Here is a 26,323-nt window from a genome sequence, read left to right as displayed (position 1 = left end):
GGCCCATGACACCCGTCCGATCGTTCCGCCACCGCTCCTGGCTCCAGGCCTGCCAGCTGGGCCCCGCCCTGCTCGCCCTCACCCTGGGGCCCTGGTGCCTCGAAGCGGCGGCGGCCCCCGCTCCGGCCAGGGTCTTCGCCCAGACCCCCTCGCCCTCCGAACTCCTCACCCGCGCCTGTGCTGCCCTCGAGGCCGGAGACCTGGACGGCGCGGCGGGCCACATCCTCACCTTGCGCCAGACCCTTCCCGAGAGCCCCGAGCCGCGCCTGCTGGAGTCTCTCCTCGCGCTCCGGCGCACCCGGCCTTCCCTGGGCTGGCGTGAGGCCTACCTCCAGGCCTGGAATGGCATCGGCCGGCCCGACTTCAGGGACTCCCCGCTCCTGCCGGAGAAGCAGCAGGAGCCAGATCTGTTCACCGCGACTTCCAGCCTCGAGAAGATCTGGAAGCAGGAACTTTCGGCCGAACAGCGCTTCCTGCTCGCGCTCGCCATGCAACCCGTTGATGCCGAGCAGGCCCGGGCCCTCATCGCCTACCTCCCCAAGCTCACCACCCTCGAGCTGCTCAACCCCATCGCCGAGGACATCAAGAGCGACCGTCTGCCCGCGCCGCTGCGCGACCAGCTCCGAGCCGCCCTGCGTACCCGCCTCGCCACGCTCTCCGCCGAGCATCCGGAGTCCATGCAACTGCGCGCCCTGCTCCTGCTGGAGGGGACCAGCGACAAGGCACCCCTCACGGCCCGAGAGATTCAAGAACTCGAGGCTCTCTCCCAGTTGCCCGACTGGCGCCAGAGCGATTTCCACTCGCTCTACCAATCCACCCTGCGTCAATTCGAGGCCATCGGCGTGTCCCCCGCGGACAACCATGCGTACACGGTCTCCGTCCTCGCGCTGGCCGGCACCGCGCCCTGGCTGCTCCAAACACGCGCCGAGGTCTCGTGGGACACGCTCACTCCCGCCGAGCGCCAGCGCCTGGGCGAGGCCATGTGGCGCGTCGGCTCGCGCCTCTCCGACGAGTCCTCCATCCTCGAGCGGCTCGTGGGGCTGAATCTCATGAAGAAGGCGGCCACCGCGCTGGGAGACGAGGAGCGCCTGCGGCAGGCCACGGAGTGGAGGGCCGAGGGACAAGCCATCTATACGGCCTGGCAAGCAGCGGATCCCCACCTCTGGCCCCTGCCCTCGCTACGAACAGAGATGTTCGAATCCGCCGTACGCGACGAAGTGGCGCTCATGCGCGCCTTCCGCGCACCTGAAGCCAGCACGCCATAAGACGTGCCACCCGGTGGGCTACCGGGACTCTCCCACCCGGGGGCCCTCCTCCGAGTCCGGCGCGCGGCACTTCTCGAGCAGCCGCTTCTTCTCGAGGGCATTGCTCGTCCGCCACTCGGGCAGCTCCGAGGCGACACAGGAGGGCTTCGCCGGCTCGTCGGACCCGGCCGTGACCACCCGGGAGCCGGGCCCGCCGGAGTTCTCCAGCTCCATCTCCACCAACAGGCCGCGGATGGTCTCCGCCTCCTCGCGACCCGTCATCAGCTCGAGGCCATTCCACGTGCCGCCGGCGAGGACCTCCTGCTCGCAGCGAGGCACCCAGGCCGGGTCCTGCTCGCCGCACACCACGTGACCATCGAGCGTGGGTTTGCCGAACAGCTCCACCTGCGTGGTGCCGTCCGTCTGGGGCGTCAGCCGGGCGAAGAACGCGGACCCCACCGTGTACGTGTCACCGGACAGACCGTAACCGTAACCGTAACCCGACACGCTCGTGAGCTCCGAGCGCTGGCCCTTGAAGAGGTAGAGGGACGCTCCGTCCTTGCGCACCTGGCGATCCGCCAGCAGGAACTTCCGCCGCGAGAACAGCTCCGTGAGCCGGCGCGCCGCATCGTCCGCGGTCCCCGCGAGGACGACCTTGGATTGTTTCTCCGTCAGCTTGGAGCGGCTGCTCGCGCGTACCTGCTCCATGCAGCCACTGCCCAGCAACAGCAGGCCCATCAGGGCCACCCCGTGGAATCTCATGAGGCGCGCATCGTATTCGCCCCCGGCACGGGCCCGTCAAACCGCCCATCCATCCCGGAAGAGAGACGCTGCTGGCCCCGCGCCCCCCATGCTACGGAGGGCCGATGCCAAGCTGGATGCGGACCATCGCGCTGTGGGTGCTGCTCATCGTGCTGTACGTCGCCTTCTATGCCTTCTTCCGGCAACCCGGCGAGCCGCTCCCGGATCTGTCGGGCTGGATTCCCGTGGCCCTCCTGGTGGCAGGCGCCATCGGGGTCGGCCTCTTCCTCGGCAATCGGGTCCAGAAGGGATGGCGCTTGAACGCGGAGGGCAGTGATCTCCTCTCCCGCGGGCGCATCGCCGCCGCGCTCGAGAAGTTCGAGCTCGCGCGTCCCCTGCTCAAGAACCAGGGACAGGGCGTCATCCCCTTCAACGTCGGCGTGTGCCACCTCGGGCTGTGGCACCTGGACGCGGCCGAGCGGGACTTCACCACCGCCCAGGACATCAAGGAGCTGCCCGCCTCCATCCGCAAGCACATCCCCGTGCGGCTCGCCCTGATCTCCGCGCTCCAGGGCGCCCTGGGCGTCGCGGAGAAGCGGCTCGCGGAGGCCAGGGCCCTGGACGCCGAGGATCCCCTCCTCGTCGTCACCCAGGCCGTCATCGCCTGCCGGCGCGAGGACTGGGCCCAGACCCGCGCGCTGCTCGAGGGGCCCGCGACCCACGTGCTCGGCGGCCCCCTGCGCGGGCTGCGCGACGCCCTCCTCTCCTGGAGCGTGGAGAAGCTCTCCGGCGAGCACCGCTACGTGGACCCCATCACCGTGTTCGGCGAGGCCTCGACCGACAAGCTGCGCGAATCCTGGCCCGCCCTCGTGAACTTCCTCCTGGAGCGCGCCCGCCAGGTGGCTTGATGGCGAAACGTGTCACCCATGGTTATTTGATCAGCAAGGAGGCATACGATCATGCCCCCGCATGGACGCTGAACCCGCATCGTTCACCGCTCCTGTGCTGACCCATCACCGTCGTGGAGAGAGTCACATGCGAACCTTGTCGATGACCTTCATCATCGCCGCCCTTCTGGCGGGCTGCGGCAACCAGCCCCCCGACAAAACCCCTGATGACGCGGGCGTCACGCCCCAGGAGCCCACCGACGCGGGGCAGGAGCCCACCGACGCGGGCACCACCGACGCGGGCCTCCCGCCCGAGGAACCCCTTCCCAGCGGACCCCCGGTCCCGACGGGTTCCCCCAACGTGCCCGAGTTCAAACCGGCCTTCCCCCAGCAGACGCGCGCCCCGGAGGTCAAGTCGAAGACGGCCGTCCAGGTCACCACGATTGCCTCGGGCTTCAAGAACCCCTGGGCCATCGCCTTCCTGCCCGACAAGCGCATGCTGGTGACGGAGAAGCCCGGCGCCCTCTACATCGTCACGCCCGAGGGCGAGAAGTCCCCCGCCGTCTCGGGTCTGCCGGCCGTGGATGCCCGCAACCAGGGCGGTCTGCTCGACGTGGAGGTCGGTCCCGACTACGCCCAGAGCGGCCTCATCTACTGGACCTATTACGAGCCGCGCCAGGGCGGCAATGGCCTGGCGGTGGCGCGCGCGAAGCTCGTGGACGGGGAGAAGCCAAGCGTGGAGAACGTGCAGGTCATCTTCCGCATGATGCCCACGCTCGAGTCGACCCTGCACGCGGGCGGACGGCTCGTGTTCACCCCCGACAACAAGCTGTTCGTCACCCTGGGTGAGCGCTCCATCCTCGAGGGCCGGAAGCAGGCGCAAGACGTGAAGAGCCACTTCGGCAAGGTGGTCCGCATCAACCCCGATGGCTCGGTGCCCCAGGACAACCCGTACTTGAGCAACCCGGAGGCCAAGCCGGAGCTCTGGTCGGTGGGCCACCGCAACATCCTGTCGGCGGCGCTCGACGGCCAGAAGCGGCTGTGGATCGTGGAGATGGGGCCGCAAGGGGGTGACGAGCTCAACCGTCCCGAGGCCGGCAAGGACTACGGCTGGCCCACCATCGGCTACGGTGAGGAGTATTCGGGCGCGCCCATCCACCAGCGCACCCAGGCTCCGGGCATGGAGCAGCCCGTGTACTACTGGGATCCGGTGATCGCCCCCTCGGGGATGACCATCTACACCGGGGACCTCTTCCCCGAGTGGAAGAACAACGTCTTCATCGGCGGCCTGGCCAGCAAGGCGCTGGTGCGGCTCATGCTGAGGAATGACCTCGTGGTGGGCGAGGAGCGGCTGGTCACGGACTTGAACGCGCGCATCCGCGAGGTGGTGCAAGGCCCGGAGGGAGCGCTCTACCTGCTCACCGACGCCACCGACGGCAAGCTGCTCAAGCTCACGCCGCGCTGACGTCCCACGTCACCGTTCACGGCGCGCCCGAGCCGCTCAAGCCTCGACGGGCGGCGGAGGAGCGCGGCGCGCCGTGAGCGTGGCCCCCGCGGAGGCGGTGCTCACCAGGAGCACCGCGAGCCACTGCACCAGGGAGAGGTGCTCGCTCAGGAACACGAGCCCCATGAGGGTCGCCACCGCGGGCTCCATGCTCATCAGGATGCCGAAGGTGCGGCTCGGCAGGACACGCAAGGCCATCAGCTCCAACGTGTAGGGCAGCGCGCCCGACAACAGCGCCACCCCCAGGCCCGCCGCGAGCAGCATTGGATTCAGCTTCGCCACCACGCCGGACGCGAGGGCGAAGGGCAGGATCGCGAGGCTCGAGAACACCATCCCCACCGCGACCCCCGCCCCCCCGGGCAGCACCCGGGACAGCCGCCCGCCCAGCACGATGTACGCCGCCCAGCACGCCCCCGCGAAGAGCGCGAGCAGCACGCCCACCAGATCCAGCGCTCCCGGCCTGGCGCTCCAGGGCGTGATGAGGACGATGCCGAGCGCGGCGAGCACCACCCACAGGAAGTCCAGGGCCCGCCGCGACCCGGCGACCGCGAGCACGAGCGGACCGATGAACTCCAGCGTGACGCCCAGCCCCAGGGGAATGCGGCTCAAGGCCAGGTAGAAGCTGAGGTTCATCGTGCCGAGCACCAGGCCATACGGAATGGCCGCGCCCCACTGGGCCCGGGTCAAGCGCGTGAAGGGGGGACGGAAGACCACGAGCAGGATGAGCGTGGCCAACACGACGCGCAGCCCCGCGGTCCCCGCCGCGCCGAGCACCGGAAACAAGCCCTTCGCGAGCGCCGCGCCCCCCTGGACACTCACGACGGCGAGCAACACCGCCGGAATCGGGGGCAGGGTCCAACCAGAACGGCCAGCGGGTGCCTCGTGCATGACCCGCCCCCTATCACACGGCCGAAGCTCCGCTCACGGCTCGATTCGGCCCCACGGGCCCTCGGGGAGGAGTTCAGTCGAGCCGACGCACCTCGGTGTTGTCCGGCCCCAGGAGCCGCCCATCCTCCGAGCGCAGTTCCAACATCCGCACGGGCCGGCCGCGCTCCCGGTCCACCAACTCCGAGGGGGACGCTCCGGGCTCGAAGCAGTACGTGTCGCCCCACTGCCGGAGCGCCACGAGGACGTGAAACAAGCCGCGCCCCTTCTCCGTCAAGACGTACTCCTGATAGGCACTGCCATCCGACGCGGGCGCCATCTCCAGGATGCCGTGGCCCACCAGCGTGCGCAGGCGCACCGCCAGGATGTTCTTCGCCAGGCCCAGGCTCTTCTGGAACTCACCGAAGCGACGCTTGCCCAGCACCGCGTCGCGGATGATGAGCAGGGACCACCAGTCCCCAATGACGTCCAACGATCTCGCGATGGGACACCGCGCTGATTCAAGGCTCGTGCGCTTCACCCTCTCGTCCTCCTCATGTCCTTCCCGCGCCATGCGTCGTCCGCGCTTTGTGGTTGCATAATAAAACCACCCTCCGTAATAAAGCCACGGTGGTTTCATGATGAAACCAGAACACGGGAGGCGCGGATGCGACTCGAGAACAAGGTGGCGTTCATCACGGGTGGAAACAGCGGCATCGGTCTGGCCACGGCGCGGTTGTTCCTGGCCGAGGGGGCTCGGGTCGCCATCACCGGGCGCAACCGGGAGACGCTCGACGCCGCGGCGAGGGAGCTGGGCCCGGACGTGCTCGCCCTCCAGGCGGACGTGAAGGACGTGGCGGCGACGGAGCGGGCGGTGGCCCGGGCGGCCGAGCGCTTCGGCGCACTGGATATCGTGTTCGCCAACGCGGGTATCGGGGGAAACACGCCGCTGGGCAAGACGTCCCTGGCGGCCTTCGAGGAGGTGCTGAGGGTGAACCTCACGTCGGTGTTCTTCACCGTCCAGGCGGCGGCCCCCCACCTGAACAAGGGCGCGTCGGTGATTCTCAATGGCTCCGTGCACAGCGTGTTGGGAGCGCCCGGGTACGCGGCCTACGCGGCGAGCAAGGCGGGGGTGCGGTCCATGGCGCGCGTGCTGGCCTCGGAGCTGTCTCCACGTGGCATCCGGGTCAACGTGGTGTCGCCCGGTGCGTCCCATACACCCATCTGGTCCGCGCAGGCGTCTACCCCCGACGCCTACGCCGCGATGGAGAAGCGCCTCGCCCGGGGTATTCCACTCGGGCGCATGGGCGAGGCCGACGAGGTGGCGAAGACCGTATTGTTCCTCGCCTCGGATGATGCGTCGAACATCCAGGCCGCCGAGTTCTTCGTCGATGGAGGCACCACGGGCTCACCGATGGGCGCGCCCATCTACCGCACGTGAGCCACCCGCTCAGCGCGGCGTGAGCTTGAGCAGCTTGCCGTCGGTGGCGTCGGTGAGCAGGTAGAGCGCTCCCTCGGGGCCCTGCACCACCTCGCGGATGCGCGCGTTCAAGTCCGTGAGCAGCCGCTCCTCTCCCACCACGCGGTCGTCCTTCATGACGAGCCGCACCAACGCCTCGCTGGACAGTCCTCCGATGAAGATGTTGTCGCGCCACTCGGGGAAGAGGTCCCCGGAGTAGATGGTCATCCCCGAGGGCGAAATCACCGGATCCCAGTAGTACACGGGCTGCTCCATGCCCGGGGCCTGGGTGCGCTGGTGGATGGGCTCGCCGGAGTACTCCTCGCCATAGCCGATGGTGGGCCAGCCATAGTCCTTGCCCGCCTCGGGGCGGTTGAGTTCGTCGCCTCCGCGCGGCCCCATCTCCACGATCCACAGCCGCTTCTGGCTGTCGAGCGCCGCCGACAGGATGTTGCGGTGCCCCACCGACCAGAGCTCCGGCCTGGCCTCCGGGTTGCTCAGGTACGGGTTGTCCTGGGGCACCGTGCCGTCGGGGTTGATGCGGACCACCTTGCCGAAGTGGCTCTTCACGTCGCGCGCCTGCTTCCGGCCCTCGAGGACGGAGCGTTCACCCAACGTGACGAACAGCTTGCCGTCGGGGGTGAACACGAGCCGGCCCCCCGCGTGCAGGGTCGACTCGAGCGTGGGCATCATGCGGAAGATGATCTGCACGTTCTCCACGCACGGCTTCTCCCCGTCCACGAGCTTCGCGCGCGCCACCGCCAGGCCGTTGCCGCCCTCGCGCGGCTCGTAATAGGTCCAGTAGATGAGGCCGCTCTGGGCGTGGTCGGGACTGACCTCCACGTCGAGCAGACCCCCCTGGTTGCGGCCATCCACGGGCGGCAGACCCGAGACCGCGGGGGACTTCTCGCCCTCGGGCGTGACGATGTAGAGGGCGCCAGTGGGCTTCTCGGTCACCAGCATGCGCCCGTCGGGCAGGAAGGCGATGGCCCAGGGATTCCTGAAGCCCGAGGCAATCGTGGTGACCTGGAAGGCCGTCTTCGTCTGGACGGCGGGAGCGCGCGTCTGACCGGAGTAGGCCGGTTTGAACTCGGGCACGTTGGGAGGCGCCGTCTCGACCGGGGCGCCCTTGGGAATGGGCCCCTGCCATGGCATCGACTGCTGGCTGTCTCCCGCGCGGTCAGGAGCCAGATTCCCGCTCTGGTCCGAGGGCTGGCGGGAACCCTGGCCATGGGCCACCTGCCCCAAACCAGGCAACAGGACGGCCAGGACGACGGTCTTCACGAAGGTGCGCATGGGGCCTCTCCACGGGGCTCGAGAGATGGCGAAGCAGGACAAGGATGTGTCGCCGCGGCGGGGTGGAACACCATGACACGCGAGGCTCGCCGCCCTGCCCGGTATGCGGCTGATCCAGCATCGACAGAACCCAGGGCCGCGCCACCGTTAGAATCGCCTCATGACCGACATGTCCGCGGCTCCACGCGCCCCAGCGCCCCGTATCCCCACCGGCCCCCGGGGCCTGCCCCTCATCGGCGTCGTTCGCGACGCCCGGAAGGACATCCTGGGCTGGTTCCTGCGGACGGCGGCCGAGCATGGGCCCGTGGCCCAGTACCGGTTCGGTCTCGGGCGCTCCTACCTCGTGAGCCACCCGGACGGCATCAAGCACGTGCTGCAGGACAACGTGAAGAACTACACCAAGGACCACTTCAGCTACGCCATGGTCCGCCGCGTCGTCGGGGATGGTCTGCTCACGAGCCAGGGCGAGACGTGGATGAAGCAGCGCAGGCTCGCGCAGCCCGCCTTCCACCGGGCCCGCATCACGGCCATGGCGGACCAGATGGTGCGCGCCACCGTGGAGCTGTCCGAGCAGTGGGCCGAGGCCCAACGAACGGGAGAGTCCCGCCTCGGAGCGGTGGACATGATGTCGCTCACCCTGCGCATCGTCGGCGAGGCGCTGCTGGGCGCCGACGTCCGCGCGGACACCGAGGCCGTGGGCCATTCCTTCACCGTCATCAGCGAACAGACCGTCGAGCGCTTCCGCTCGCTGCGGTTCATCCCCCCCGTGCTGCCCACGGCCTATGACCGGGCCTTCCGTGACGCCAACCGCTCCCTGCGGCAGGTGGTGACCCGGGTCATCGCGGAGCGCCGCGCCCACACGGAGGACCGGGGCGACCTGCTCTCCATGTTCATGCTCGCCCAGGACGAGGAGACCGGCGAGCGGATGGATGACACGCACCTGCAGGACGAGGTGCTCACCATGCTGCTCGCGGGCCATGAGACCACCGCGAACGCACTCTCGTGGAGCTGGGCCCTGCTCGCCCAGAACTCGGAAGCGGAGCGCACGCTGCACGCGGAGCTGGATGCCGTGCTCGGTGGCCGCCCGCCGACGGCGGAGGACTTCCCCCGCCTCGTGTACACGCGCCGGGTGCTGGACGAGACGCTGCGCCTCTACCCACCCGCCTACGCGCTGAGCCGCAAGGTGGTGGAGGACGACGTCATCTGCGGCTACCAGGTTCGCGGCGGCTCGTCGGTCGACATGAGCGCGTACCTGACGCACCGCCTGCCGGAGTTCTGGCCGGACCCCGAGCGCTTCGATCCGGACCGCTTCACGCCCGAGAAGGTCGCCGCGCGGCCGCGGTACGCCTACTTCCCCTTCCTCGGCGGCCCGCGGCAGTGCATCGGCAACAACTTCGCGCTGATGGAGGGGACGTTGATCCTGGCGACGCTCGCGCAGCACCACCGGCCAAGGCTGGTGGAGGGCTACACGCCAAGGCCCGAGCCCGTCATCACCCTGAGGCCCTCCGGCCACCTGCCCGTGCGCATCACCCCGCGCTGAGCCGCCCCTCAGTTCGCCCGCGCCGCGGCGCCCGCGTCCGACTCGCTCTCCTCTTCCTCGACCTCGTCGCCCTGGTCGTCGAAGCCCTGGGGCACGCCGTCCACGTAGGTGACGACGTTGCCCACCGTGGCGGGCACACGCGGCCCCGGCGTCACCACGCCCGTGAGGTTGAGCGGATCCACCGCGGAGAGCTGCACGCGCACGCCCGAGGGCGCCTGCCGGCGGACCGCTCGCGCCACGTCCACCGCGTCGGGCAGGGCGAACTGCTCCCCCACGAAGCCCGCCACGAAGCGGCCTCCGCGAATCTCCCCGCGCGCCTCCATGCGCCGGTACACGTAGAGCAGCTCGCGCCACGAGGGCGCCAGCGCCTCGCGCATCACCAGATCGCGCCACACAATCCCGTAGCGCTGGAGGAAGAGCCGCGCGAGCGACTCGCGCACCTCGTCCTCGCCCTTGGGCTCCGAGGGCACCAGCAGGCTCCAGCGGCCCGGGCCCCCGCGCTGCAACTGCTTCTGCCGCTTGCGCTGGGCCGGGCTCTGCAACACCCGCAGGTTCTGCACCGCGTCCGCCGTGACGAGCCCCCGGGCGACGAGCTCCCACAGCGCGTCCTCCACCTCCGAGGGCAGCCGCCGCGAGCGCGAGCACAGGTCCGTGAAGAAGCACGCGCCGCGCTGCTCGAGCACCGTCACCACGTCCTTCGCCGGTCCGGACAGGTCCGGCGGCACGAGGATGCCGCCATCGGCCAGCACCGCGTTGGGCCGCGCCGCGGAGAGCATCCAGTCCAGGTCCTCGCGCCGCACGAAGGACAGGCTCGCGTTGCGGTTGGGTGACGCCGCCCGGGAGCGCGGGGGCTCGGGCTCGGCGGGGGTCGCGGGAGCGCCCCGGCGCGGGCCGGGCACCGGCTTCGCCTCCTTCTGCGTGAGCCGGCCCCAGGCCACCTCGCCCGAGTAGCACGCCCGCTCCAGCAGATCGCCCAGGTAGTTCTTCATCCGCGCGGGCAGGAGGAAGCGCTCCCAGGCCGATGCGGGCGCCTCGTAGCCCTGCAACAGGCCAATGGCCTTGGACAGGCCCGTGGAGCCGCGCAGCGCGTCCAGTTCCTCCAGGTGGTGCCACCGGAAGAGGAAGCGCATGAAGTCCTGGGCGCTCAGCGGCTCGATCTCCTTGCGCAGCCGTCCCACCGTCAGCCGGTGGATGCGCTGCAACAGGCGCCGGTCGCACCACTCCACCACGCCGGAAGGGGCGTCGGGCCGGAAACGGCCCCGGAGGATGCCTCCCGCGGCCTCGAGCTGATGCAGCGCGATGTTCACCTCGGACTCGTCCAGGGAGAGGATCTCCCCCAGCTCCGCCGCCGTCGTGGGGCCCAGCAGCTCCATCCAACCGCGCACCACCAGGGCCATCGCCGCGTCGCGCTCCACCGGCTTGTCCCCCACCAGGGGCTCCAGCGCCGGTTGCAGGAGCACGTCGGGGAACAGGGCGCGCAGGGCACGCAGCCGCTCGGCGGGCACGAGGTAGCGCGCGTCTCCCACCTCCATCCACGCCACCCGCCGCTGCGCCATGAGGCTCCTGACGAAGCCCCCCGGCACCCGCGCCTCGGGCAGGAGGACCAGTTGCAGGAGCGCGTCGTGCAGCTCGTCCTCGTCGCGCATGGGCGGGGCCGCGTCGCGCACCACCTGCTCGATGGCGCTCGCGTCCAGCGCGCCGAAGGCCGCCGAGTCCTCCGCGGGCAGCGTGCGGCGCAGCACCACGTTGCGCACCCGGCGCTCCTCGGCCGGCGCGTCGTCCAGGAAGGTGTAGGGCTGGCTGTTCACCATCTGGTGGGCGAACACGCTCGGCTCGGGCACGTCCCGGGCGACGAGCTGGATGCGGCCCTCCTTCACCCCCCGCAGCACCTCGCGCAGGCCGTCGATGTCCATGGCCTCGCGCAGGCAGTCCTGCATCGTCTGATTCACGAGCGGATGGTCCGGCAGCTCCACGTCCGCGCCGCCGTGGTTGTCCTGGCACCCCACCTGCGCGGGGAACACCGCCGCGAGCAGATCCTCGCTCCGGGCGCGTTGGAGGTTGGGCGCCACGCGCTTGCCCGCGGAGAAGCGCGACAGGGACAGCGCCCGCGTGGCGTTCCACCGGAAGCGCGTGCCGAACAACGGCGCCTGGAGCACCGCCTGCACCAGCACCTCCTCCACGTTGTCCGGGGTGAGGAAGGAGAAGATGTCCTCCAGGGGGAAGGAGTGCTGCTCGCCCAGGGACAAGAGCAGACCGTCCTCGGTGGCCGCCGCCTGCAATTCGAAGTCGAAGGTGCGGCAGAAGCGCTTGCGCAGCGCGAGTCCCCACGCCCGGTTGACGCGGCTGCCGAAGGGCGCGTGGAGGATGAGCTGCATGCCGCCCGCCTCGTCGAAGAAGCGCTCGGCCACGATGGTGCGGTGGCTCGGCACCACGCCGAGCACCTGGAGCCCCGCGCGCAGGTACGCCATCAGCGCGTCCACCGCGGGCGGCGTCAGCTTCAGCTCCTTCTCCAGGAAGCGCGCCGCGTCGTCACGCTTGAGCAGGTCCTCGCGCAGCCTGCCCACGTGCACGCTCAGCTCGTCCGTGCGGCCCGGGGCCTCGCCCCGCCAGAAGGGCACCGTGGGTGGCTGGCCGTGCGCGTTCTCCACCATCACCGACGAGCCCATCACCCGCTGGATGCGCCACGCCGTCGTGCCCAGGAGGAAGATGTCTCCGGGCGAGGACTCCACCGCGAAGTCCTCGTCCAGCGTGCCCACCGTCTTGCCCTCGGGCTCGGCCACCACGTTGAAGGTGAAGGTGTCCGGAATGGCACCGCCATTGGTGAGCGCGGTGATGCGCACGCCCCGGCGCGCCTTGAGCCGCTGGTTCACCCGGTCGCGGTGCAGGTGCACGCCCGCGCGCCCGCGCCGCAGCGACACGCCCTCCGAGAGCGTCTCCAGCACCTTCTCGTACTCCTCCCAGGTGAGGTCGCGGTAGGGCCAGGCCCGGCGGAACAGACCGTAGAGGGCGCGCTCGTCCCACTCCTCGCACGCGCACGCCGCCACCACCTGCTGCGCCAGCACGTCCAGGGGCTTCTGCGGCATGCGCACCGCGTCCAGGTCTCCCTCGTACACGGCGTGCAGCAGCGCCACGCACTCCATCAACTCATCGCGCGTCATGGCGATGAGCACGCCCTTGGACACCCCGCCCTTGTAGTGGCCCGCGCGGCCCACCCGCTGCAACAGCACCGAGATGGAGCGCGTGCTGCCCAGTTGCACCACCAGGTCCACGTTGCCCACGTCGATGCCCAGCTCCAACGACGCCGTGGCCACCATCACCGAGAGCTGGCCCGCCTTGAGCCGCTCCTCGGCCGACAGCCGCATCTCCCGCGACATGCTGCCGTGGTGCGCCGCCACCTTGTCCTGCCCCAGGCGCTCGGACAGGTCATGCGCCACGCGCTCGGCCAGCTTGCGCGTGTTCACGAAGACGAGCGTCGTGCGGTGCTCCCCCGCCAGCGCCACCAGCCGGTCATACACCTGGCCCCACATCTCGTGCGTGGCCAGCGAGCCCAGCTCCGCGTCGGGAATCTCCACCCGCAGGTCCCACGGCCGCTGGTGCCCCACCTGGACGAGCCGGCACGTCTCGGCGCGCTCGCCCGTGAGGAAGGCGGCGATGGCCTCCAGCGGCTTCTGCGTCGCCGACAGGCCGATGAGCTGGGGGCGCACCTCGGTGATGGCCTTGAGCCGCTCGAGCGACAGGGCGAAGTGGCTGCCCCGCTTGTCACGCGCCAGGGCGTGGATCTCATCCACGATGACGGTGCGCACGCCGCGCAGCGTGGCCCGCGCGCGCTCCGCCGTGAGGTAGAGGTAGAGCGACTCGGGCGTGGTGATGAGGATGTGCGGAGGCCGGCGCACCATGCGCGCGCGATCCGCCGCCGACGTGTCCCCGGTGCGCACCTCCACCCTCAAGTCCTGGGGCGAATAGCCCGCGCCCCGCGCGCGCCGCAGCAGCTCCTCCAGCGGCTGGAGCAGGTTCTTCTGCACGTCGTTGCCCAGCGCCTTGAGGGGCGACACGTACAGCACCTGCGTGCGCTCCGGCAGCGCCCCCTCCAGCGCCAGGCGGAAGAGCCGATCCAACGCGGCGAGGAAGGCGGTGAGCGTCTTGCCGCTGCCGGTGGGCGCGGCGATGAGCACGTCCTCCCAGGCCTGGATGAGCGGCCAGCCCTCCACCTGGGGACGCGAGGGCTCGCCCAGCCGCTCGGCGAACCACGCCTGGACCACCGGGTGGAAGGAGCCGAGCGCCGGGTGCGCGGTCACGGCGGGAGTGAAGGCGAGGGCGATCTGTGGGGCCATGGGGTGCTCCCTCGGGACTGAACATCGGTTGCGGTCGGGCGTCAACGCATGCCCCTGGAGTCCCATCCCCGGACAAGGGCTGGACACCCGTCTGGCACGCCACGCCCGGCCTCCCACGACTGTTGTTTCGCCGCCATTCACTCGCGGTGGCAGACGCCGTGCGTCATGGGGAGCGGAAGGCCCGTGTTTACATGCGCGCGGAGGAGTCCCGCATGGTCTCACCGAGCAACCCCTACCTCCTGGAGTCCCTCAACCCGGACGGGTTCCTCGCACTCCGTCAGGAGGGGGAACCGTACCTGGCTCCCGAGGACTTCCTCTGCGAGTACGCGAATCCGGCGGCCGAGGCGCTCCTGGAAGAGCACCTGCCCGGCAAGCGCTTGTTCGCCACACGTCCGGAGCTGGCCCGGGTGGGGCTGGCCTGGGGGCAGGTGCTGGCCACGGGCGCGGCGCACACGTGTGTCCTGGAGACGATGCATGGGCCGGTGACGCGGCAGGTACGGGCCCGGGCAGCGCGGGTGGAGAAGGGACTGCTGGTGGTGTGGCTGTCGGACGTGACGGAGACCGAGCGCTTCGTCCGGGACACGGCCGACTTCGAGGAGCGGATGCTCTCCTTCGTGGAGTGCATGCCGGACCCCTTCTTCGCGCTCGACGAGGAGTGCCGTTTCTTCTACGTCAACAGGGCCACGGAGCGGCTGCTGGGAAAGCGGCGCCAGGCGCTCATGGGGCGCCTCCTGGCGCAGGAGTACCTCGAGGTGCCCGGCTCACGGATACACGCCCAGGTGCGGCGGGTGCTGACCACGAGCCTTCCCGTGGACTCCGAGGAGCACTTCCACGGCCGGACCTTCCAGGCGACGGCGGTGCCCATGGACAGGGGCGTGCTCGTCTATTTGCGCGACGTCACGGACCTGAAGCGGGTACGAGAGCACGGCCACGGCTGAGGCGGCCTCTCGCAGCCCCTTTCAGAGCCCCTTTCAGAGCCCCTTTCAGAGCCCCTTTCAGAGCCCCATCGAGCGGCTGGCCACCGGGCGGGTGGCGGCGTGCGTCCAGGTGAGTCGGAAGGTGGCGGACGTACCGTCACAGGCCACCGGCTCCACCTGGATGTCCCCGGCCCCCGCGGCGCGCAGCGTCTCCGCGAGGAAGCCACAGGCGAAGTAGGGATTGTCCGCGGCCATGTCCTTCATCCACAGCGTGGCGGCGTGGGTGCCCAGCTCCTCGACGCGCACCTCGTTGAAGTTGTTGCCGGCCCGGATGTTGTGCGGCACGCGCTCGAGCGTATGCCGGGGGCCCAGCCGCGTGACGAGCGACATGCTCGCGCGCCCCTGTGCCGTCAGCCGGAAGCCCTGCAGGTAGCGCTCGCCCAGGGAGGACCAGGCCTCGCGCTCGGACTGCCCCGGGAAGACGTCCTTGGCCGCCACGCGCAGGAACGCCTTCCACTGCTCCAGCGAGTACGACGGCCGCAGGGGCTCGCTCAGATCCAGGCCCGCGTCCTTGAGCCGACGCCGCCCTTCCCGCGACAGGTGCGGCCCCAGGGCACGGATGAACAAGGCATCCACGGACTGCGCGAGAACGCGCTTTTCAGGCGAAAGCGAGGGCGGCATGTCCTCAGGGTGACCATTCACCCTGGCAGGCGGCCATCCCCGCCCCCCGCTTCTGTGTGCTGGTGAAAAATCCGTCCTTCCTGAAGGCGAGACGACTGTCCGTCACCCGACAGCCGCCCCGCGTCACACCTGCATTTTCAACCGGGTCTCTTGGACCTCCAATGAACCGGGAGGCTGTTCGCGCCCGGCCTGGCGCATGAGGCGGAGGATGGAGGGGCCGAGCACGTCCACTTCGGTGGAGGCGAAGGTCTCCGAGCCGAAGCGGCGGATGGTCTCCGTCTGGCGCTCGAGGATGCGGGCGTCCTGCTTGAAGATGTGGAGGGCGACGGGGGTGATGAAGGGCTTGATGAGCCAGTGCGGTAGGGGCAGGCGGAAGGTGACGACGGCGTACACGAGGGTGTCCCAGTCGTCGACGGGCGTCATGGCCGAGGTGACCATCAGGTGGCTGTCGGCGCCCAGGCGGTACTCCACCTGGGCGATGGAGGGCATGAGGAAGCGGTCGAAGTGCTGCAACACCCCGCCGCCCGGAGCGAGCAGGCGGCCCACGAGCCCCTCGGGCCGGGGCTCGCCGATGTACTCGGCCTCCACCTGGTGGGCGCTCCGGCGCACCACCACGTCGATTTCATGGCGTTGCTTCTCGGTGCGGAACAGCCCGCCGTGGAGGAAGGAGGTGTGGGGCACGTCGAGCGTGTTCTCCAGCAGGGCATGGAGCGAGCCGCCGGCGCGCAGGGTGCGGCGCACGGTGCTGTAGCCCGGGGCGTCCAGCAGGGGGAAGCGGTAGGGCTCGTGCGAGGGCTCGACGCCGGGGGTGGAGTACACCCAGACGAAGCCCTCCTGCTCGCGCGTGGCGTGCCAGGTGGCGCAGCGGCTCTTCGCCTCGGGCTCACCGATGAGGCCGGGGACGGCGCGGCACTGGCCCGAGGAGTCGAAGCGCCAGCCGTGATAGCCGCACTGGAGCTGGCCCTTCACCACGCGGCCGAGGGACAGGGGCACGTTGCGGTGGGGACAGCGGTCCGCGAGCGCCGCGGGCTTGCCCTCCGCGGTGCGGAAGAGGACGAGCGGCGAGCCCTGCAACATGCGCGCGAGGGGCTTGTCGCCCAGCTCGCTCGAGGTGCAGAGGATGAACCAGCTATGGGGCAGGCGCACCACCGATACGAGCCCCGATGGCGCGGCCGACCCCCGCGCTTCCTCACGAGAAGAACCCATGGGGCCAATCTAATGGAGGCGGCCCGCCGTAGGGGGCTCGATGTCGAGGGGACGCGGAGCGCGTCCCGTGCCTAACCTGGGCGCCAGGGCTGTCCGTCCACCATGACCATGCGCAGCTCGCTCGTATAGGACTGCCCCCGCGCGTCCGTGAGCCAGAGCTGCTCCGTGGTCGGCAGCATCTCGGTGATGACCACGTCCTCGGAAGCCCGGGCCATCGTGACGAAGGACTTGAGCGACAGGGGGCTGGTGAGGTCCAGGAAGAAGGGCTTGCGCTCGTTGGTCGTCTTGTAGAAGACCCGATCCGGCAGGCCGTGCTGCTGGGCCCAGCGCCGCGCTTCCAGGAACCGCGTCGTTGGATCGTGGAGCCGCAGGAAGGGCAGCCGCGCGGTGGTGAAGTGCCACGTCTCCCGGCTCACCACCATGTCGTCGATGGTCACCCGCGGGGAGTGGGTCTGGGGGGGCAACAGGTGCATCTCCCCCGCGAACTGGATGCTGAGCAGCCAGTCATAGAACTCCAGCACGTGGCACCGCCAGCTCCCATCGCGCGTGCGCACCTGGAGCTGCCCCTCCACCCGCTCCACCACCAGCGTGCCCACCGACAGCACCTGGGAGGATGGACGCCACGAGCGGGTCGTGTCGAAGACGAACTCCAACGCGTTGCGGTTGAAGGGCACGATGGCCGCGCGGGTGGCGCGATCCTTGGGGACCGCCGGGGAGATGCGCGGGCCAGGGATGTCCTGCTCCAGCGCGCGCACCAACTCCTCCGGCCGGGGGTGCTGGAAGAAGAAGACGGGGGACTCCAACGTGTTGAGGGCGATGTGCAGCTCGCCCAACACGGCGAAGAACTCCCCGCGCCGCAGCGCCTCCGGGCTCGAGGCGGAGATCATCAGGTCCGGTGCATGGTAACGGGCCCCGGGCCAACCCGGCCCGGGCGCGGCGAACAGATCCCGCGCCGCCGCGGCCAGCTCCGCGGAGGAGCGCTGGATGCGCTGCTCCCCAGGCTTCACGTTGAGCAGCCGGGTCCAGCGCGCTTGCAACTCGGCGATCAGATCCTTGGCCACGTCCGGCTTGAGGTAGGGACCCGAGCGGTGGGAGATGAAGGGGAAGAACTCGCTCACGCCCAGGTGGAACATCAGGAAGTCCACCGTGGGGGCGTCGGCCCTCAGCTCGTCGAACACGCGCTCGAAGGAGGCCAGGTAGCGCGCACCGACCTGGAAGGTGAACCAGCGCGCGCTGTCCAGCAGCAGCCCGAGCGGAGGGCCCAGGCGCTGGAGCAGCGCGGGGCCGAGCGTGAGCGTCATGTCCCGGTTGCAGTCCTGGTAGAGCAGCGTGCGGCCCGCGTACGTCTGGCCCTCGCGGCGCTGTGCCTTCTCGCCCGTGCGGGCGGTGAACGCGTCATTGAGCGCATCGAGCGCGCGCGCGAGCGCCTCGGCGTTTCCCACGCTGCGCGCCACCTGCTCCCGATGGGCGTCCAGCTCGTCCAGCGGCGCGAGCACCTCCGCGCGCAGCGCCGTGTCGTCGATCCGCTCCAGCAGCCGCCGCAGGGCGCGCTCGGGGTGCGACTCGATGTTGGGCAGCTCCAGCGTCCAGAGGATCCACGCCTGCTGCCGGTGCTCCTCCAGGAGAGCCCAGGCCTCGGCCTCGCCTGGCACCTCGAGCGGGAACTCCCGCCGCAGCAGCGAGGCGATCTCCCGGGCCGTCCGCTCGCCGTCACACAGCGCGAGGGCGCGAGCAGCGACGGCGCTGAGCTCCACCGGCTCACCCATCATCGGCACGGCACGCGTCCCCTCCAGCCGCACCACGGGAAGCGCGCGCGGCGCGATCCACGGGCGCAGCCGCGCGTCCGCCGAGAGCCGCTCGGCCAGGGTGTCGATGCACCAGTGCTCGAAGAGCGTCTGCCGACGGCTGAGCAGCTCCGGACCGGGCTGGAGCTCGAACCCCTCCGCCTCGGGCTCGATGCGCCCCCAGCCCAGCGGACCGAAGAAGCCAATGGTGTCGTTCTTGAGGCAGTAGCGCAGCAGGTACTTGGAGACCAGCTCCTCCTTCTGGCGGGTGCGGCTATCGCGCTCGGTGACATCCCGCCGCAGCAGGACATCCAGGGCGCTCGCCAGCGCCTGGCGGTTCTGCCAGACCACGGCCTCGCGGAACTCGGGCATGCGGGCCACGTCACGCAGCGCCTGGCCCACGCGCACGGCCTCCGCCGCGAGCCGCTCCTCCAGTCGGGCACGCTCCGGCGCCAACGCCTCCCGCACCTCGGAGGCCTTGAGCCGCTGGGAGCGCAGGTCCGCCTCCCGCCGCAGCAGCGCGTCCACGGCCTGGGCACTCTCCGGCTGCCGCACCTGCTCCGCCAGGGCCGCCGGGAAACCCGCCCCGCGCACCGCTATCTGCCGCCACACGGACCAGCCTGGAGTCAACGGGGCCAGGTGCTCGGTCCACCCACTCGACGACTGCCGCTCGCTCATCTCACCCTCCCACTCCATCAGCTTCGGACGGCCTGGCGGAACACCTCGAGGAAACGATCACACTCCTGCTCCGTGACGGTGAGCGAGGGCGAGACGCGCAGGGCGCGCCCGGTCCCCGAGCGCACCAACAGCATGCCCCGCCGGAGGCAGCGCTCCCAGACGGTGTTCGCCCCGCCCTCGCCGAACTCGATCCCGAACCACAGCCCGGCGCCACGCACCGCGGTGATGCCGTGTCCCGGCTCCGCCTGGATCTCCCCCAGTCCCGCCCGCAGCCGCTCGCCCAGGCGCCGCGCGTGGCCGGGCAGATCCCTCGCGATGACTTCCTGGAGCACGGCCCGGCCGGCGGCGCAGGCCAGCGGGTTGCCACCGAACGTCGAGGCGTGATCTCCGGGCTGGAAGACGGCGACGGCGTCCTTGGCCAGACAGGCGCCGATGGCCACCCCACCGCCCAGGCCCTTGGCCACCGTCATCACGTCCGGCTCGATTCCGTACCCCTCATAGGCCCAGAGCGTGCCGGTCCGCCCGACACCGGACTGGATCTCATCGAGCATCAGCAACACGCCCTTCTCGTCACACAGCGCGCGCACCCCCCGGAGGTACTCCTGGGTGGCCAGCTCCACGCCGTTGACGCCCTGGATGGGCTCGAGCAGCACGGCGGCCGTCCGCTCCGTGATGGCGTCCCGAAGCGCCGCCAGATCGTTGAACTCCACCTGCGTGAAGCCCTCGGGGAGCGGCTCGAAGTCCTGCTGCACGTGGCGGTGCCCGGTGGCGGCCATCGTCCCCAGGGTGCGCCCGTGGAAGCCGGTGTTGGCGGTGATGATCTCGTAGGCGCCGCCCTTGCGCGTGCGGCCCCACTTGCGCGCCAGCTTGATGGCGCACTCGTTGGCCTCGGCGCCACTGTTGCAGAAGAAGACCTTGTCCAGCGCCGAGTGCTCCACCAGCAGCCGGGCCAGCTCCAGCTGGGGAAGCGTGTACACGCCATTGGTGGCGTGAATGAGCGTGCCCACCTGCGCGCGCACGGCTTCCACCACCACCGGGTGGCAGTGCCCGAGCGTGTTGACGCACAGGCCGGAGGTAAAATCCAGGAACTCGCGCCCCTGGTCATCCCACACCCGGAGCCCCTCTCCGCGCACCACGGTGATGGGCGCACGCGGATAGGTATTCATGTGGAACGCGCGCTCGGCGTTCCTCGGCTCGGAGGGGTCAAGTCGGGTCATCGTCATGGGTTTGCCTGTCTCCGGGCCCACTGGCCGCCAGCGAGGACAACCCGCTGGCCTGATGCATTACTTCCACCGAGCGCCCAGCCGAGCGCTCATTTCTGGTACTCCACTAGGTAGAAGGTGTTCTCGAAGCTCTCACGCTTGCGGAAGCCGCTGGCCTCGAGCGTGGGAATGAGCTCGGGCACGTCGGGGACCCGCCAGTGGATGACGGAGGGCTCCGGTCCGAAGTCGCGCAGCTGCGTGGCCGCGAACGCGCGGAACTCTCGCGCCATCTCCCCGAGGTTCCCCGGAGCACCCGCGAACCAGACGCGCAGCTCGGGCTCCTTCACGCCCCGACGGCGCCACATGCAAGCCACTCCCTCCCCACCCCGCCAGGCGAAGGCCTCTCCCGCGTCGATCAACTTGGAGAGGAACTCCGGGGTGAGGGATTGCCATTTCCAGCGGCACTCGACGAGCCCCGCGGTGTGCTGCCAGAGGGCCGAGCGGGTGAGCCGCTCATGCGCCCAATCCCGATCCGCCGCGGTCAACGGGCGGAAGCCATGGGTCGTGCCCTCCGGGGAGGCGAGCAGATGGACATACCGGGCCGAACGGTGGAATTGAAAGGCTTCGCCATAGCTGAAGCTCGGATCGTTGTAGCCCGCGATCAGTGCCCGCAGGCTCCCGGAACCCCTCTCATGCCAGAGGGAGAGACCATAGAAGCCGAGGGTCCTGGCCACGCCCCGGCGCCGGTATGCCTTATCCACGGCGATGCTCTCAATCCACCACTCGCCGGGCGCCAGACAGGTCAGCTTGCCAAACCCCACCACCTTGTCGTCGAGCACCGCGACGCCGAGCTGGCCCACCTCGTCCGCCAGCCAGGCATCCAACTCATCGAAGTAGGGGTTGTAGTCCCCATACACAGAACGCATGAGCTCGAGGATGGCGGGGCAATCCTCGGGTTGGGCCCTGCGCACCGTTGGAAACGCATCGGACTCGGGCTCGTGCGCCCCATTCATGCTCGCTCCTCGGCCACGCGGAGGACGACGACGTGTACTATTGCGGCTCGGACACTAATGATTGACGCCAGGAGCGTCAAGCAAACCATGGGAGACCAGAAAATGACCACACAGCAACACGCGCTCGAGGGACAGGTGGCGCTTGTGACGGGTGGGGGACGCGGTCTCGGACGAGCCTTCGCACGAGCACTCTCAGCGGAGGGTGCCGCCGTGGCGGTAGTGGCACGCTCGAGCCCGGAGGTGGAGGAGACGGCGCGGGAGCTCACGGCCGCGGGCGGACGGGCCCTGGCGCTCGTGGGGGACGTGGTCGAGCGCGCGCAGATGGAAGAGGTGGTGGCCCGCGTGGAGCGGGAGCTGGGGCCCATCGATCTGCTCATCAACAACGCGGGGGTCAGCGGTCCTCCCGGCGCGTTCTGGGAAGCGGATCCAGACGACTTCTGGCGCGTGGTGGAGGTCAACCTGCGCGGCGCCTCGCTCTGTTCGCGGCTGGTGCTCGCCGGCATGGTCGCTCGCGGCCGGGGACGGATCATCAACATCGGCAGTGACGTGGCGGCGCGGCCCACGCACCGCAACATCGGCTATGCCGTCGCGAAGGCGGCGTTGCTGCGGTTGACGGACTGTCTGGCGCAGGCGGCCCGGCCCCAGGGCGTGTCTGTCTTCGCACTGAGCCCAGGCATGGTGCACACCCGGATGACGGAGCACACCTGGCAGTCTGGCCAGTGGCCGGCCGAGGCATGGGCCGAGCCGGAGGTGGCCGCTCGGGCCGTGGTGCTGCTCGCCTCGGGCCGGGGGGACGGGCTGACCGGGCGCTACGTGCATGCCGTCCGCGACGACCTGGAGGCGCTCATCACCCGCGCCGAGCAGATCGAGCAGGACGATCTCTACGCGTTGCGGCTGCGCTTCTGAGCCGCGAGCGCGGTCAGCGACGCGCCTTGAGCTCCGGAGCCAGCTCGGCAATCACGTCGCGGTACTCCAGCACGGGCTGCTCGGAGGGCGGCGTGAAGGTGAGCCGGGTCACCGAGCACTGCTGCGCGCTGTATTGGCCGCGGATGCTCACCAGTTCCGGAGCCAGCCCCCGGAACAACGAGCACGCGCTGGAGATGGGATCTCCATGGCTGACGCAGCAGACGACCTGACCGGGGTGCTTGCGCGCGATGCGCAGCAGGGTCTGGGACACGCGCTCGGCCAACTGGGCAATGGTCTCATCACCCGGATCGCGGGGCGGCTCGTACAGGTTCACGAAGAGGGGAAGCTCGTGATCGGGCACGCCCATCCAGCTCGTGCGGACCTCCTGCAGGCCCATGATCCGGTGGATCGCCACCCCCCGGTGCCTTCGCGCGAGCACGGCCGCGGTCTGCCGCGCCCGGAGCATGGGGCTGGTGTAGAAGGCGCGGATGGGCTCGGAGGCCAGATGTTCCGCGAGGAAGTCCGCTTGTTTCCAACCCAGGTCGCTCAGGCGGAAACCAGGCAGCCGCCCATAGAAAACCCGCCGCGGGTTGTACACGTCCGCATGACGCACCAAGAGCACCACGGCGGGACGGATGTCTGTCATCGCATGCCCTCCAGCCGTCCACACAACTCCACCACCCGGGCCACCTGGGGCCGCGCCTTCTCGGCATCTGGCTGCTCGGAGAGGAAGACGACCGCCAACATCACCGCCGTGTCGATCCGGTAGAGCCACTCCAGCCGGGCCGGTGGGGGTGGGACGGGAGCAAGGCCGTGGTACGCGGCGAGGAACTCCGGTCCGGCGAGTCCGTATTCGGCGATCCGCGCCAGCTCCAGCGCGGGATCTCCCACCAGTGCATTGGACCAGTCCAGCAACGCGAGCACCTGGCCGCCACGGGCCAGCACATTCGCGGGACGCACGTCCATGTGCAGCACCGCGCGCGGTCGCTCGGAGCCGTGCAGCGCGTCGGCCAGCCACTCGGGCCCGGGCAACGCCAGACGGACGCCCGCGAGCCGCTCCACCACGCGCGCGCGCCGGTGGATACGCTCCGCCAGCAGCTCGGCCAGTGGACGCCCTTGCTGCGCCACCAGGGGCCGGGAAGGCATCTCCGGGAGCGAGTGCAGGCGGCGCACCAGCTCGCCCAGCGCCAGGGGCGTGGGCTCACCGCCGTCGTGCTCGACGTACTCGAGGACGATGTAGTCGAGGGGCTCGCGTCCCAGCTCCAGCGCCACCAGCCGCGGCACCGGTATCCCGCCCCGCGCGGCGCGGGAAATGAGGGCGGACTCCTGTTCCAGCAGATCGCGCGCGACGACGCGCGGATCGTTGTCGTTGATGAAGACCGGCGCGCGCGGCACCTTGATGGCCAGAGGGCCCTGCCGCGCCGACTGGACGCGGAACACGAAGAACTCCAGCCCGCCCCCCACGAGCACGGGCTCGTCGGCCTCCCATTCGGGGTGGTCGTGCCGGAGCCGCTCGGCGAGCGCCACCCGCGCCTCGTTGGAACTCCATGTCATGGGATCGCCGAGGCCTCCGGCTTGCGATATTCGCGGAAGAGGAGTTCGAAGAGAAGCTGGGCGGCGATCTGCGGCGTGCGCCCGGTGGGATCGTAGCGGGGCGACACCTCCACGATCTCGATGCCCGCCAGCGGGAGCTGCCGGATGACCTCCACGGCATCCATCAGCTCGCCACCGGAGAGTCCGCCGATAGTGACATTGCCAGTACCGGGGGCGACGGAGCAGTCGAGGACGTCGATGTCGATGGAGAGGTGAACCGCGGTGCAGTTGCGGCGAAAGGCGGCGACCACCGGCTCGAGCGCGGCGGCCACCCCGCGGGCGCGCATCTCCCGGGCGGGGACGATGTGGCTGCCAGCCTTCAACAACCCATCGAACTGTCCCTTGCGGGTGATGCTCCCGACGCCCACGAAGGCCATGCGGTCCGGCTGCATGGAGGGCAGCTCACTGATCCGCCGAGCGTTGGAGCCGTGATAGAGCGGCCCGTGGATGGTGCTGTTCGCGCCGAAGTCGAAGTGGTGATCGATCTGGATGAGCCCCAGCCGAGACTGCGGCTGCCGGGCGCTCAGGGCGCGCTGCACGCCGACGAAGGTGGCGAAGCCAATCGAGTGATCCCCCCCGAGCAACACGGGCGTGGCGCCGGAGCGGGCCAGGAGCTCGACCTCGGTGGCCACGGCCTGGAAGTTGCGCCGGGTGTCGGTGGGGTACACGTGCAGATCCCCCGCGTCCACCACGTTGGCCTTGGCGTAGCGGAAGACGGAGCCGGTCCGCGTGTCGAGCATCTCGTGCTCACCCAGGCTGTCCAGGTACGACGAGAAGACGAGACTCGCCTGGCGGATGGCACGGGGGCCCTCCGAGGCGCCGGGCCGGGAGCTGGCCGTCCCATCGAAAGGGATGCCCGCCGCGACGTACTGACACCCCGCTGGCACCTCGGAGAGGTCCACCGCCCGGCAGCCGAAGAGCGTGCCCGGGCCCGCCCAGCCCGGCTTCGGATCCCGGGCGAAGGTCGCGGGGCTGACCTGCTCGAGCAGCTCGAGATAGGGATTGCTCATGACACGGCCTCCATGGACGAGGAAACGCCGGGGCGGCTGATCAGCGAGTGGGCCACGTGGACCTTCTCCAGGAACTGATTCCAGCTCTGCTCCACCGTCTGGTGATAGGGCTGGAAGACCGGCGGTCCGTCCTCGCGCCAGTGGGCGAAGTTCCAGTCATGGATGCGCTCGCGGAGCACCGGGAAGAGCGGCGTCAGGGGATAGGGCACGAAGTTGTAGAGGTTGTACAGCCACGCCTCGTTGCGCGAGTCCTGGAGGAAGCGCATCGTCAGCTCGTGCGAGGCGGCCCGCTCCTGGGGCAGACCTCCCAGCACGTTGAGCACGACCTTCATCCCCGCCGCGGTGAGCGCCTGGATGCGCCTGGCGTAGATGTCCACGTCGAGGTTCGGCTTGCTCGACTCCTTGAGCACCTCGGAGTCGGCCGTCTCGAAGCCCATCTCCACCACCACCACGCCCAGCCTGCGCATGGCCTCGATGACCGTCTCGTTCACGTTCAGCACGTGCGTCTGGACGATGAACTTGTAGTGGGGACGGTTCGCGAAGACCGCCAGCAGGTTCTTCACGGCGTCTTGGGACTGACCGAAGGTCTTGTCCCCGATGTAGATGAGGCGCGCCTCGGGGAAGAGCCGCTCGAACTGCTGGACCTCGTGCTCGAGCACCGCCGGGTCCACCACGTGCAACTGCCGCGACCAGGCGTCCCCACAGAAGCTGCACGCGTAGAGGCAGCCATGGCTGGCGTTGAGGCGCAGCAGGGGCACCCGCCCCTTGTACCCGGTCAGCAGCGTGTAGTCGGGCTTGGAGTCGAGCCGGCCAATACCACCCTTGAGGCCGGGCACCTCCGTGAGTCCCGGCAGCTTCTTCTGGAGGATCTCCGCGAGCACCCGCGCGGAGACCTGTCCGCGATGCACGTGCGAGGCATCCTTGGGCCCGGCCAGCGTGGCCATGTTCCCCCCGAGCACCGTCTGACGGCCCTCCGCCATCAGCATCCGGGACACCGACAGCGCCAGATCGAAGTTCTGGGCCAACGGCGACATCATCAAGACGCTTCCGGGCCGCGTCTGCTCCAGCAGGAACCGGGCACACGCCTCCGCCTCCGCCGGTACCGTGGACATGTCGGCCAGGCTCATCTCATAGCCAATCTCCTTGAGCATTCCCGCGATGTGGGCCACCCAGAGCGGCAGCTCCCAGAGCGCTCCTTCGGGAATGAAATACCCGGCCAGCTCGCTCGCGAACCTGGCGCTGTAATCCCGGTAGTAGTCACGCACGGCCTCGTGAGGCTCGCTCAACGAGGGAAAGGGAAGCTGCACGATGTGCACACACGGTCTTGATGTCTGACTCATGGCTTCTCCGGCTTGGCGGCACCCACCATCTCAAGGAGATGCAGGAATGTAAATTCCGTTTTCTTGGACAGAGCTGTAAGCGTGAGTGGGCGCACGGCGCCGTGACCAACCTGTACACCACGGGGTC

General features: G+C 69.9%; 21 protein-coding genes. 7 read left to right on the top strand and 14 right to left on the bottom strand.

From position 1 onward, the window contains the following. The first annotated feature begins 5 nt into the window (after window positions 1-5). A complete protein-coding gene (locus D187_RS23005; protein ID WP_155893525.1) occupies window positions 6-1,265 on the top strand; it encodes a hypothetical protein in 1,260 nt (419 codons plus the stop codon). Between the two features lie 18 nt (window positions 1,266-1,283). On the opposite strand, the gene D187_RS23000 is transcribed toward D187_RS23005, so the two are convergent. After that, window positions 1,284-2,006 (bottom strand): hypothetical protein, encoded by a 723-nt coding sequence (locus D187_RS23000; RefSeq protein WP_155893524.1) that lies wholly within the window; start codon window positions 2,004-2,006, stop codon window positions 1,284-1,286. A gap of 104 nt (window positions 2,007-2,110) precedes the next feature. On the opposite strand from D187_RS23000, the gene D187_RS22995 reads away from it, so the two are divergent. Continuing rightward, window positions 2,111-2,893 (top strand): hypothetical protein, encoded by a 783-nt coding sequence (locus D187_RS22995; RefSeq protein ID WP_002625729.1) that lies wholly within the window; start codon window positions 2,111-2,113, stop codon window positions 2,891-2,893. 127 nt (window positions 2,894-3,020) lie between these two features. Then, on the top strand, window positions 3,021-4,337 hold the full coding sequence (locus D187_RS22990; protein WP_002625731.1) for a PQQ-dependent sugar dehydrogenase: 1,317 nt from the start codon (window positions 3,021-3,023) through the stop codon (window positions 4,335-4,337). 36 nt (window positions 4,338-4,373) lie between these two features. Here the strand turns inward: D187_RS22990 and D187_RS22985 are convergent, their stop codons facing one another. After that, complete coding sequence (locus D187_RS22985; protein ID WP_002625733.1) at window positions 4,374-5,264, bottom strand: EamA family transporter; 891 nt, start codon at window positions 5,262-5,264, stop codon at window positions 4,374-4,376. A gap of 73 nt (window positions 5,265-5,337) precedes the next feature. Next, window positions 5,338-5,781, bottom strand: a complete 444-nt coding sequence (locus tag D187_RS22980) for a winged helix-turn-helix transcriptional regulator (RefSeq protein ID WP_002625735.1) — start codon at window positions 5,779-5,781, stop codon at window positions 5,338-5,340. 126 nt (window positions 5,782-5,907) lie between these two features. Here D187_RS22980 and D187_RS22975 point away from each other — a divergent pair, with 126 nt between their 5' ends. Next, window positions 5,908-6,681 carry an SDR family oxidoreductase gene (locus tag D187_RS22975; RefSeq protein WP_002625737.1) on the top strand — a complete coding sequence of 258 codons (774 nt, stop codon included), beginning with the start codon at window positions 5,908-5,910 and terminating at the stop codon, window positions 6,679-6,681. Window positions 6,682-6,690: 9 nt separating this feature from the next. Here the strand turns inward: D187_RS22975 and D187_RS22970 are convergent, their stop codons facing one another. Beyond that, window positions 6,691-7,995, bottom strand: a complete 1,305-nt coding sequence (locus tag D187_RS22970; protein WP_002625739.1) for a PQQ-dependent sugar dehydrogenase — start codon at window positions 7,993-7,995, stop codon at window positions 6,691-6,693. 160 nt (window positions 7,996-8,155) lie between these two features. On the opposite strand from D187_RS22970, the gene D187_RS22965 reads away from it, so the two are divergent. Beyond that, window positions 8,156-9,535, top strand: coding sequence for a cytochrome P450 (locus D187_RS22965; RefSeq protein WP_002625741.1), 1,380 nt, complete (start codon window positions 8,156-8,158; stop codon window positions 9,533-9,535). A gap of 8 nt (window positions 9,536-9,543) precedes the next feature. Here the strand turns inward: D187_RS22965 and D187_RS22960 are convergent, their stop codons facing one another. After that, complete coding sequence (locus D187_RS22960) at window positions 9,544-13,866, bottom strand: DEAD/DEAH box helicase (protein ID WP_002625742.1); 4,323 nt, start codon at window positions 13,864-13,866, stop codon at window positions 9,544-9,546. A 212-nt stretch (window positions 13,867-14,078) separates the two neighbouring features. Here D187_RS22960 and D187_RS22955 point away from each other — a divergent pair, with 212 nt between their 5' ends. Further along, complete coding sequence (locus D187_RS22955; protein WP_002625744.1) at window positions 14,079-14,804, top strand: PAS domain-containing protein; 726 nt, start codon at window positions 14,079-14,081, stop codon at window positions 14,802-14,804. 57 nt (window positions 14,805-14,861) lie between these two features. On the opposite strand, the gene D187_RS22950 is transcribed toward D187_RS22955, so the two are convergent. From D187_RS22950 to D187_RS22930, 5 genes are all read right to left on the bottom strand, one after another. After that, a complete protein-coding gene (locus D187_RS22950) occupies window positions 14,862-15,464 on the bottom strand; it encodes a DUF2378 family protein (RefSeq protein WP_002625746.1) in 603 nt (200 codons plus the stop codon). 123 nt (window positions 15,465-15,587) lie between these two features. Further along, window positions 15,588-16,670 carry a Rieske 2Fe-2S domain-containing protein gene (locus D187_RS22945; protein WP_043431245.1) on the bottom strand — a complete coding sequence of 361 codons (1,083 nt, stop codon included), beginning with the start codon at window positions 16,668-16,670 and terminating at the stop codon, window positions 15,588-15,590. A 71-nt stretch (window positions 16,671-16,741) separates the two neighbouring features. Next, window positions 16,742-19,132 carry a lantibiotic dehydratase gene (locus D187_RS22940; protein ID WP_155893523.1) on the bottom strand — a complete coding sequence of 797 codons (2,391 nt, stop codon included), beginning with the start codon at window positions 19,130-19,132 and terminating at the stop codon, window positions 16,742-16,744. A gap of 17 nt (window positions 19,133-19,149) precedes the next feature. Beyond that, the gene (locus D187_RS22935) at window positions 19,150-20,355 is read right to left on the bottom strand and encodes an aspartate aminotransferase family protein (protein WP_002625751.1); all 1,206 of its coding nucleotides are present in this window, start codon (window positions 20,353-20,355) and stop codon (window positions 19,150-19,152) included. A gap of 89 nt (window positions 20,356-20,444) precedes the next feature. After that, window positions 20,445-21,347, bottom strand: coding sequence for a GNAT family N-acetyltransferase (locus tag D187_RS22930; RefSeq protein ID WP_002625753.1), 903 nt, complete (start codon window positions 21,345-21,347; stop codon window positions 20,445-20,447). 57 nt (window positions 21,348-21,404) lie between these two features. Here D187_RS22930 and D187_RS22925 point away from each other — a divergent pair, with 57 nt between their 5' ends. Further along, window positions 21,405-22,253 (top strand): SDR family NAD(P)-dependent oxidoreductase, encoded by an 849-nt coding sequence (locus D187_RS22925; RefSeq protein ID WP_081713814.1) that lies wholly within the window; start codon window positions 21,405-21,407, stop codon window positions 22,251-22,253. A gap of 13 nt (window positions 22,254-22,266) precedes the next feature. Here D187_RS22925 and D187_RS50245 read toward each other — a convergent pair whose 3' ends face one another. From D187_RS50245 to D187_RS22905, 4 genes are read right to left on the bottom strand one after another with little or no spacing between them, the layout of a single operon-like run. Next, entirely contained in the window at window positions 22,267-22,899 is a 633-nt protein-coding gene (locus D187_RS50245) for a histidine phosphatase family protein (protein ID WP_002625756.1), read from the bottom strand. Beyond that, a complete protein-coding gene (locus D187_RS22915) occupies window positions 22,896-23,807 on the bottom strand; it encodes a phosphotransferase family protein (protein WP_002625757.1) in 912 nt (303 codons plus the stop codon). Before D187_RS22915 ends, D187_RS50245 begins: the two co-directional genes overlap by 4 nt. Further along, the gene (locus tag D187_RS22910) at window positions 23,804-24,856 is read right to left on the bottom strand and encodes an arginase family protein (RefSeq protein ID WP_002625758.1); all 1,053 of its coding nucleotides are present in this window, start codon (window positions 24,854-24,856) and stop codon (window positions 23,804-23,806) included. Before D187_RS22910 ends, D187_RS22915 begins: the two co-directional genes overlap by 4 nt. After that, window positions 24,853-26,196 carry a B12-binding domain-containing radical SAM protein gene (locus D187_RS22905; RefSeq protein WP_081713813.1) on the bottom strand — a complete coding sequence of 448 codons (1,344 nt, stop codon included), beginning with the start codon at window positions 26,194-26,196 and terminating at the stop codon, window positions 24,853-24,855. The genes D187_RS22910 and D187_RS22905 overlap by 4 nt, the downstream gene beginning before the upstream one ends. Window positions 26,197-26,323: the final 127 nt, after the last annotated feature.

It is taken from the genome of Cystobacter fuscus DSM 2262, from assembly GCF_000335475.2.
GTDB lineage: Bacteria > Myxococcota > Myxococcia > Myxococcales > Myxococcaceae > Cystobacter > Cystobacter fuscus.
This window is presented reverse-complemented; position numbering and strand designations above follow the sequence as displayed.

Coding starts and splice junctions, on each gene's coding strand:
- D187_RS23005 (WP_155893525.1), top strand. CDS start 6: ATGACACCCGTCCGATCGTTCCGCCACCGCTCCTGGCTCCAGGCCTGC.
- D187_RS23000 (WP_155893524.1), bottom strand. CDS start 2,006: ATGAGATTCCACGGGGTGGCCCTGATGGGCCTGCTGTTGCTGGGCAGT.
- D187_RS22995 (WP_002625729.1), top strand. CDS start 2,111: ATGCCAAGCTGGATGCGGACCATCGCGCTGTGGGTGCTGCTCATCGTG.
- D187_RS22990 (WP_002625731.1), top strand. CDS start 3,021: ATGCGAACCTTGTCGATGACCTTCATCATCGCCGCCCTTCTGGCGGGC.
- D187_RS22985 (WP_002625733.1), bottom strand. CDS start 5,264: ATGCACGAGGCACCCGCTGGCCGTTCTGGTTGGACCCTGCCCCCGATT.
- D187_RS22975 (WP_002625737.1), top strand. CDS start 5,908: ATGCGACTCGAGAACAAGGTGGCGTTCATCACGGGTGGAAACAGCGGC.
- D187_RS22970 (WP_002625739.1), bottom strand. CDS start 7,995: ATGCGCACCTTCGTGAAGACCGTCGTCCTGGCCGTCCTGTTGCCTGGT.
- D187_RS22965 (WP_002625741.1), top strand. CDS start 8,156: ATGACCGACATGTCCGCGGCTCCACGCGCCCCAGCGCCCCGTATCCCC.
- D187_RS22960 (WP_002625742.1), bottom strand. CDS start 13,866: ATGGCCCCACAGATCGCCCTCGCCTTCACTCCCGCCGTGACCGCGCAC.
- D187_RS22955 (WP_002625744.1), top strand. CDS start 14,079: ATGGTCTCACCGAGCAACCCCTACCTCCTGGAGTCCCTCAACCCGGAC.
- D187_RS22950 (WP_002625746.1), bottom strand. CDS start 15,464: ATGCCGCCCTCGCTTTCGCCTGAAAAGCGCGTTCTCGCGCAGTCCGTG.
- D187_RS22945 (WP_043431245.1), bottom strand. CDS start 16,670: ATGGGTTCTTCTCGTGAGGAAGCGCGGGGGTCGGCCGCGCCATCGGGG.
- D187_RS22940 (WP_155893523.1), bottom strand. CDS start 19,132: ATGAGCGAGCGGCAGTCGTCGAGTGGGTGGACCGAGCACCTGGCCCCG.
- D187_RS22935 (WP_002625751.1), bottom strand. CDS start 20,355: ATGACGATGACCCGACTTGACCCCTCCGAGCCGAGGAACGCCGAGCGC.
- D187_RS22930 (WP_002625753.1), bottom strand. CDS start 21,347: ATGAATGGGGCGCACGAGCCCGAGTCCGATGCGTTTCCAACGGTGCGC.
- D187_RS22925 (WP_081713814.1), top strand. CDS start 21,405: ATGATTGACGCCAGGAGCGTCAAGCAAACCATGGGAGACCAGAAAATG.
- D187_RS50245 (WP_002625756.1), bottom strand. CDS start 22,899: ATGACAGACATCCGTCCCGCCGTGGTGCTCTTGGTGCGTCATGCGGAC.
- D187_RS22915 (WP_002625757.1), bottom strand. CDS start 23,807: ATGACATGGAGTTCCAACGAGGCGCGGGTGGCGCTCGCCGAGCGGCTC.
- D187_RS22910 (WP_002625758.1), bottom strand. CDS start 24,856: ATGAGCAATCCCTATCTCGAGCTGCTCGAGCAGGTCAGCCCCGCGACC.
- D187_RS22905 (WP_081713813.1), bottom strand. CDS start 26,196: ATGAGTCAGACATCAAGACCGTGTGTGCACATCGTGCAGCTTCCCTTT.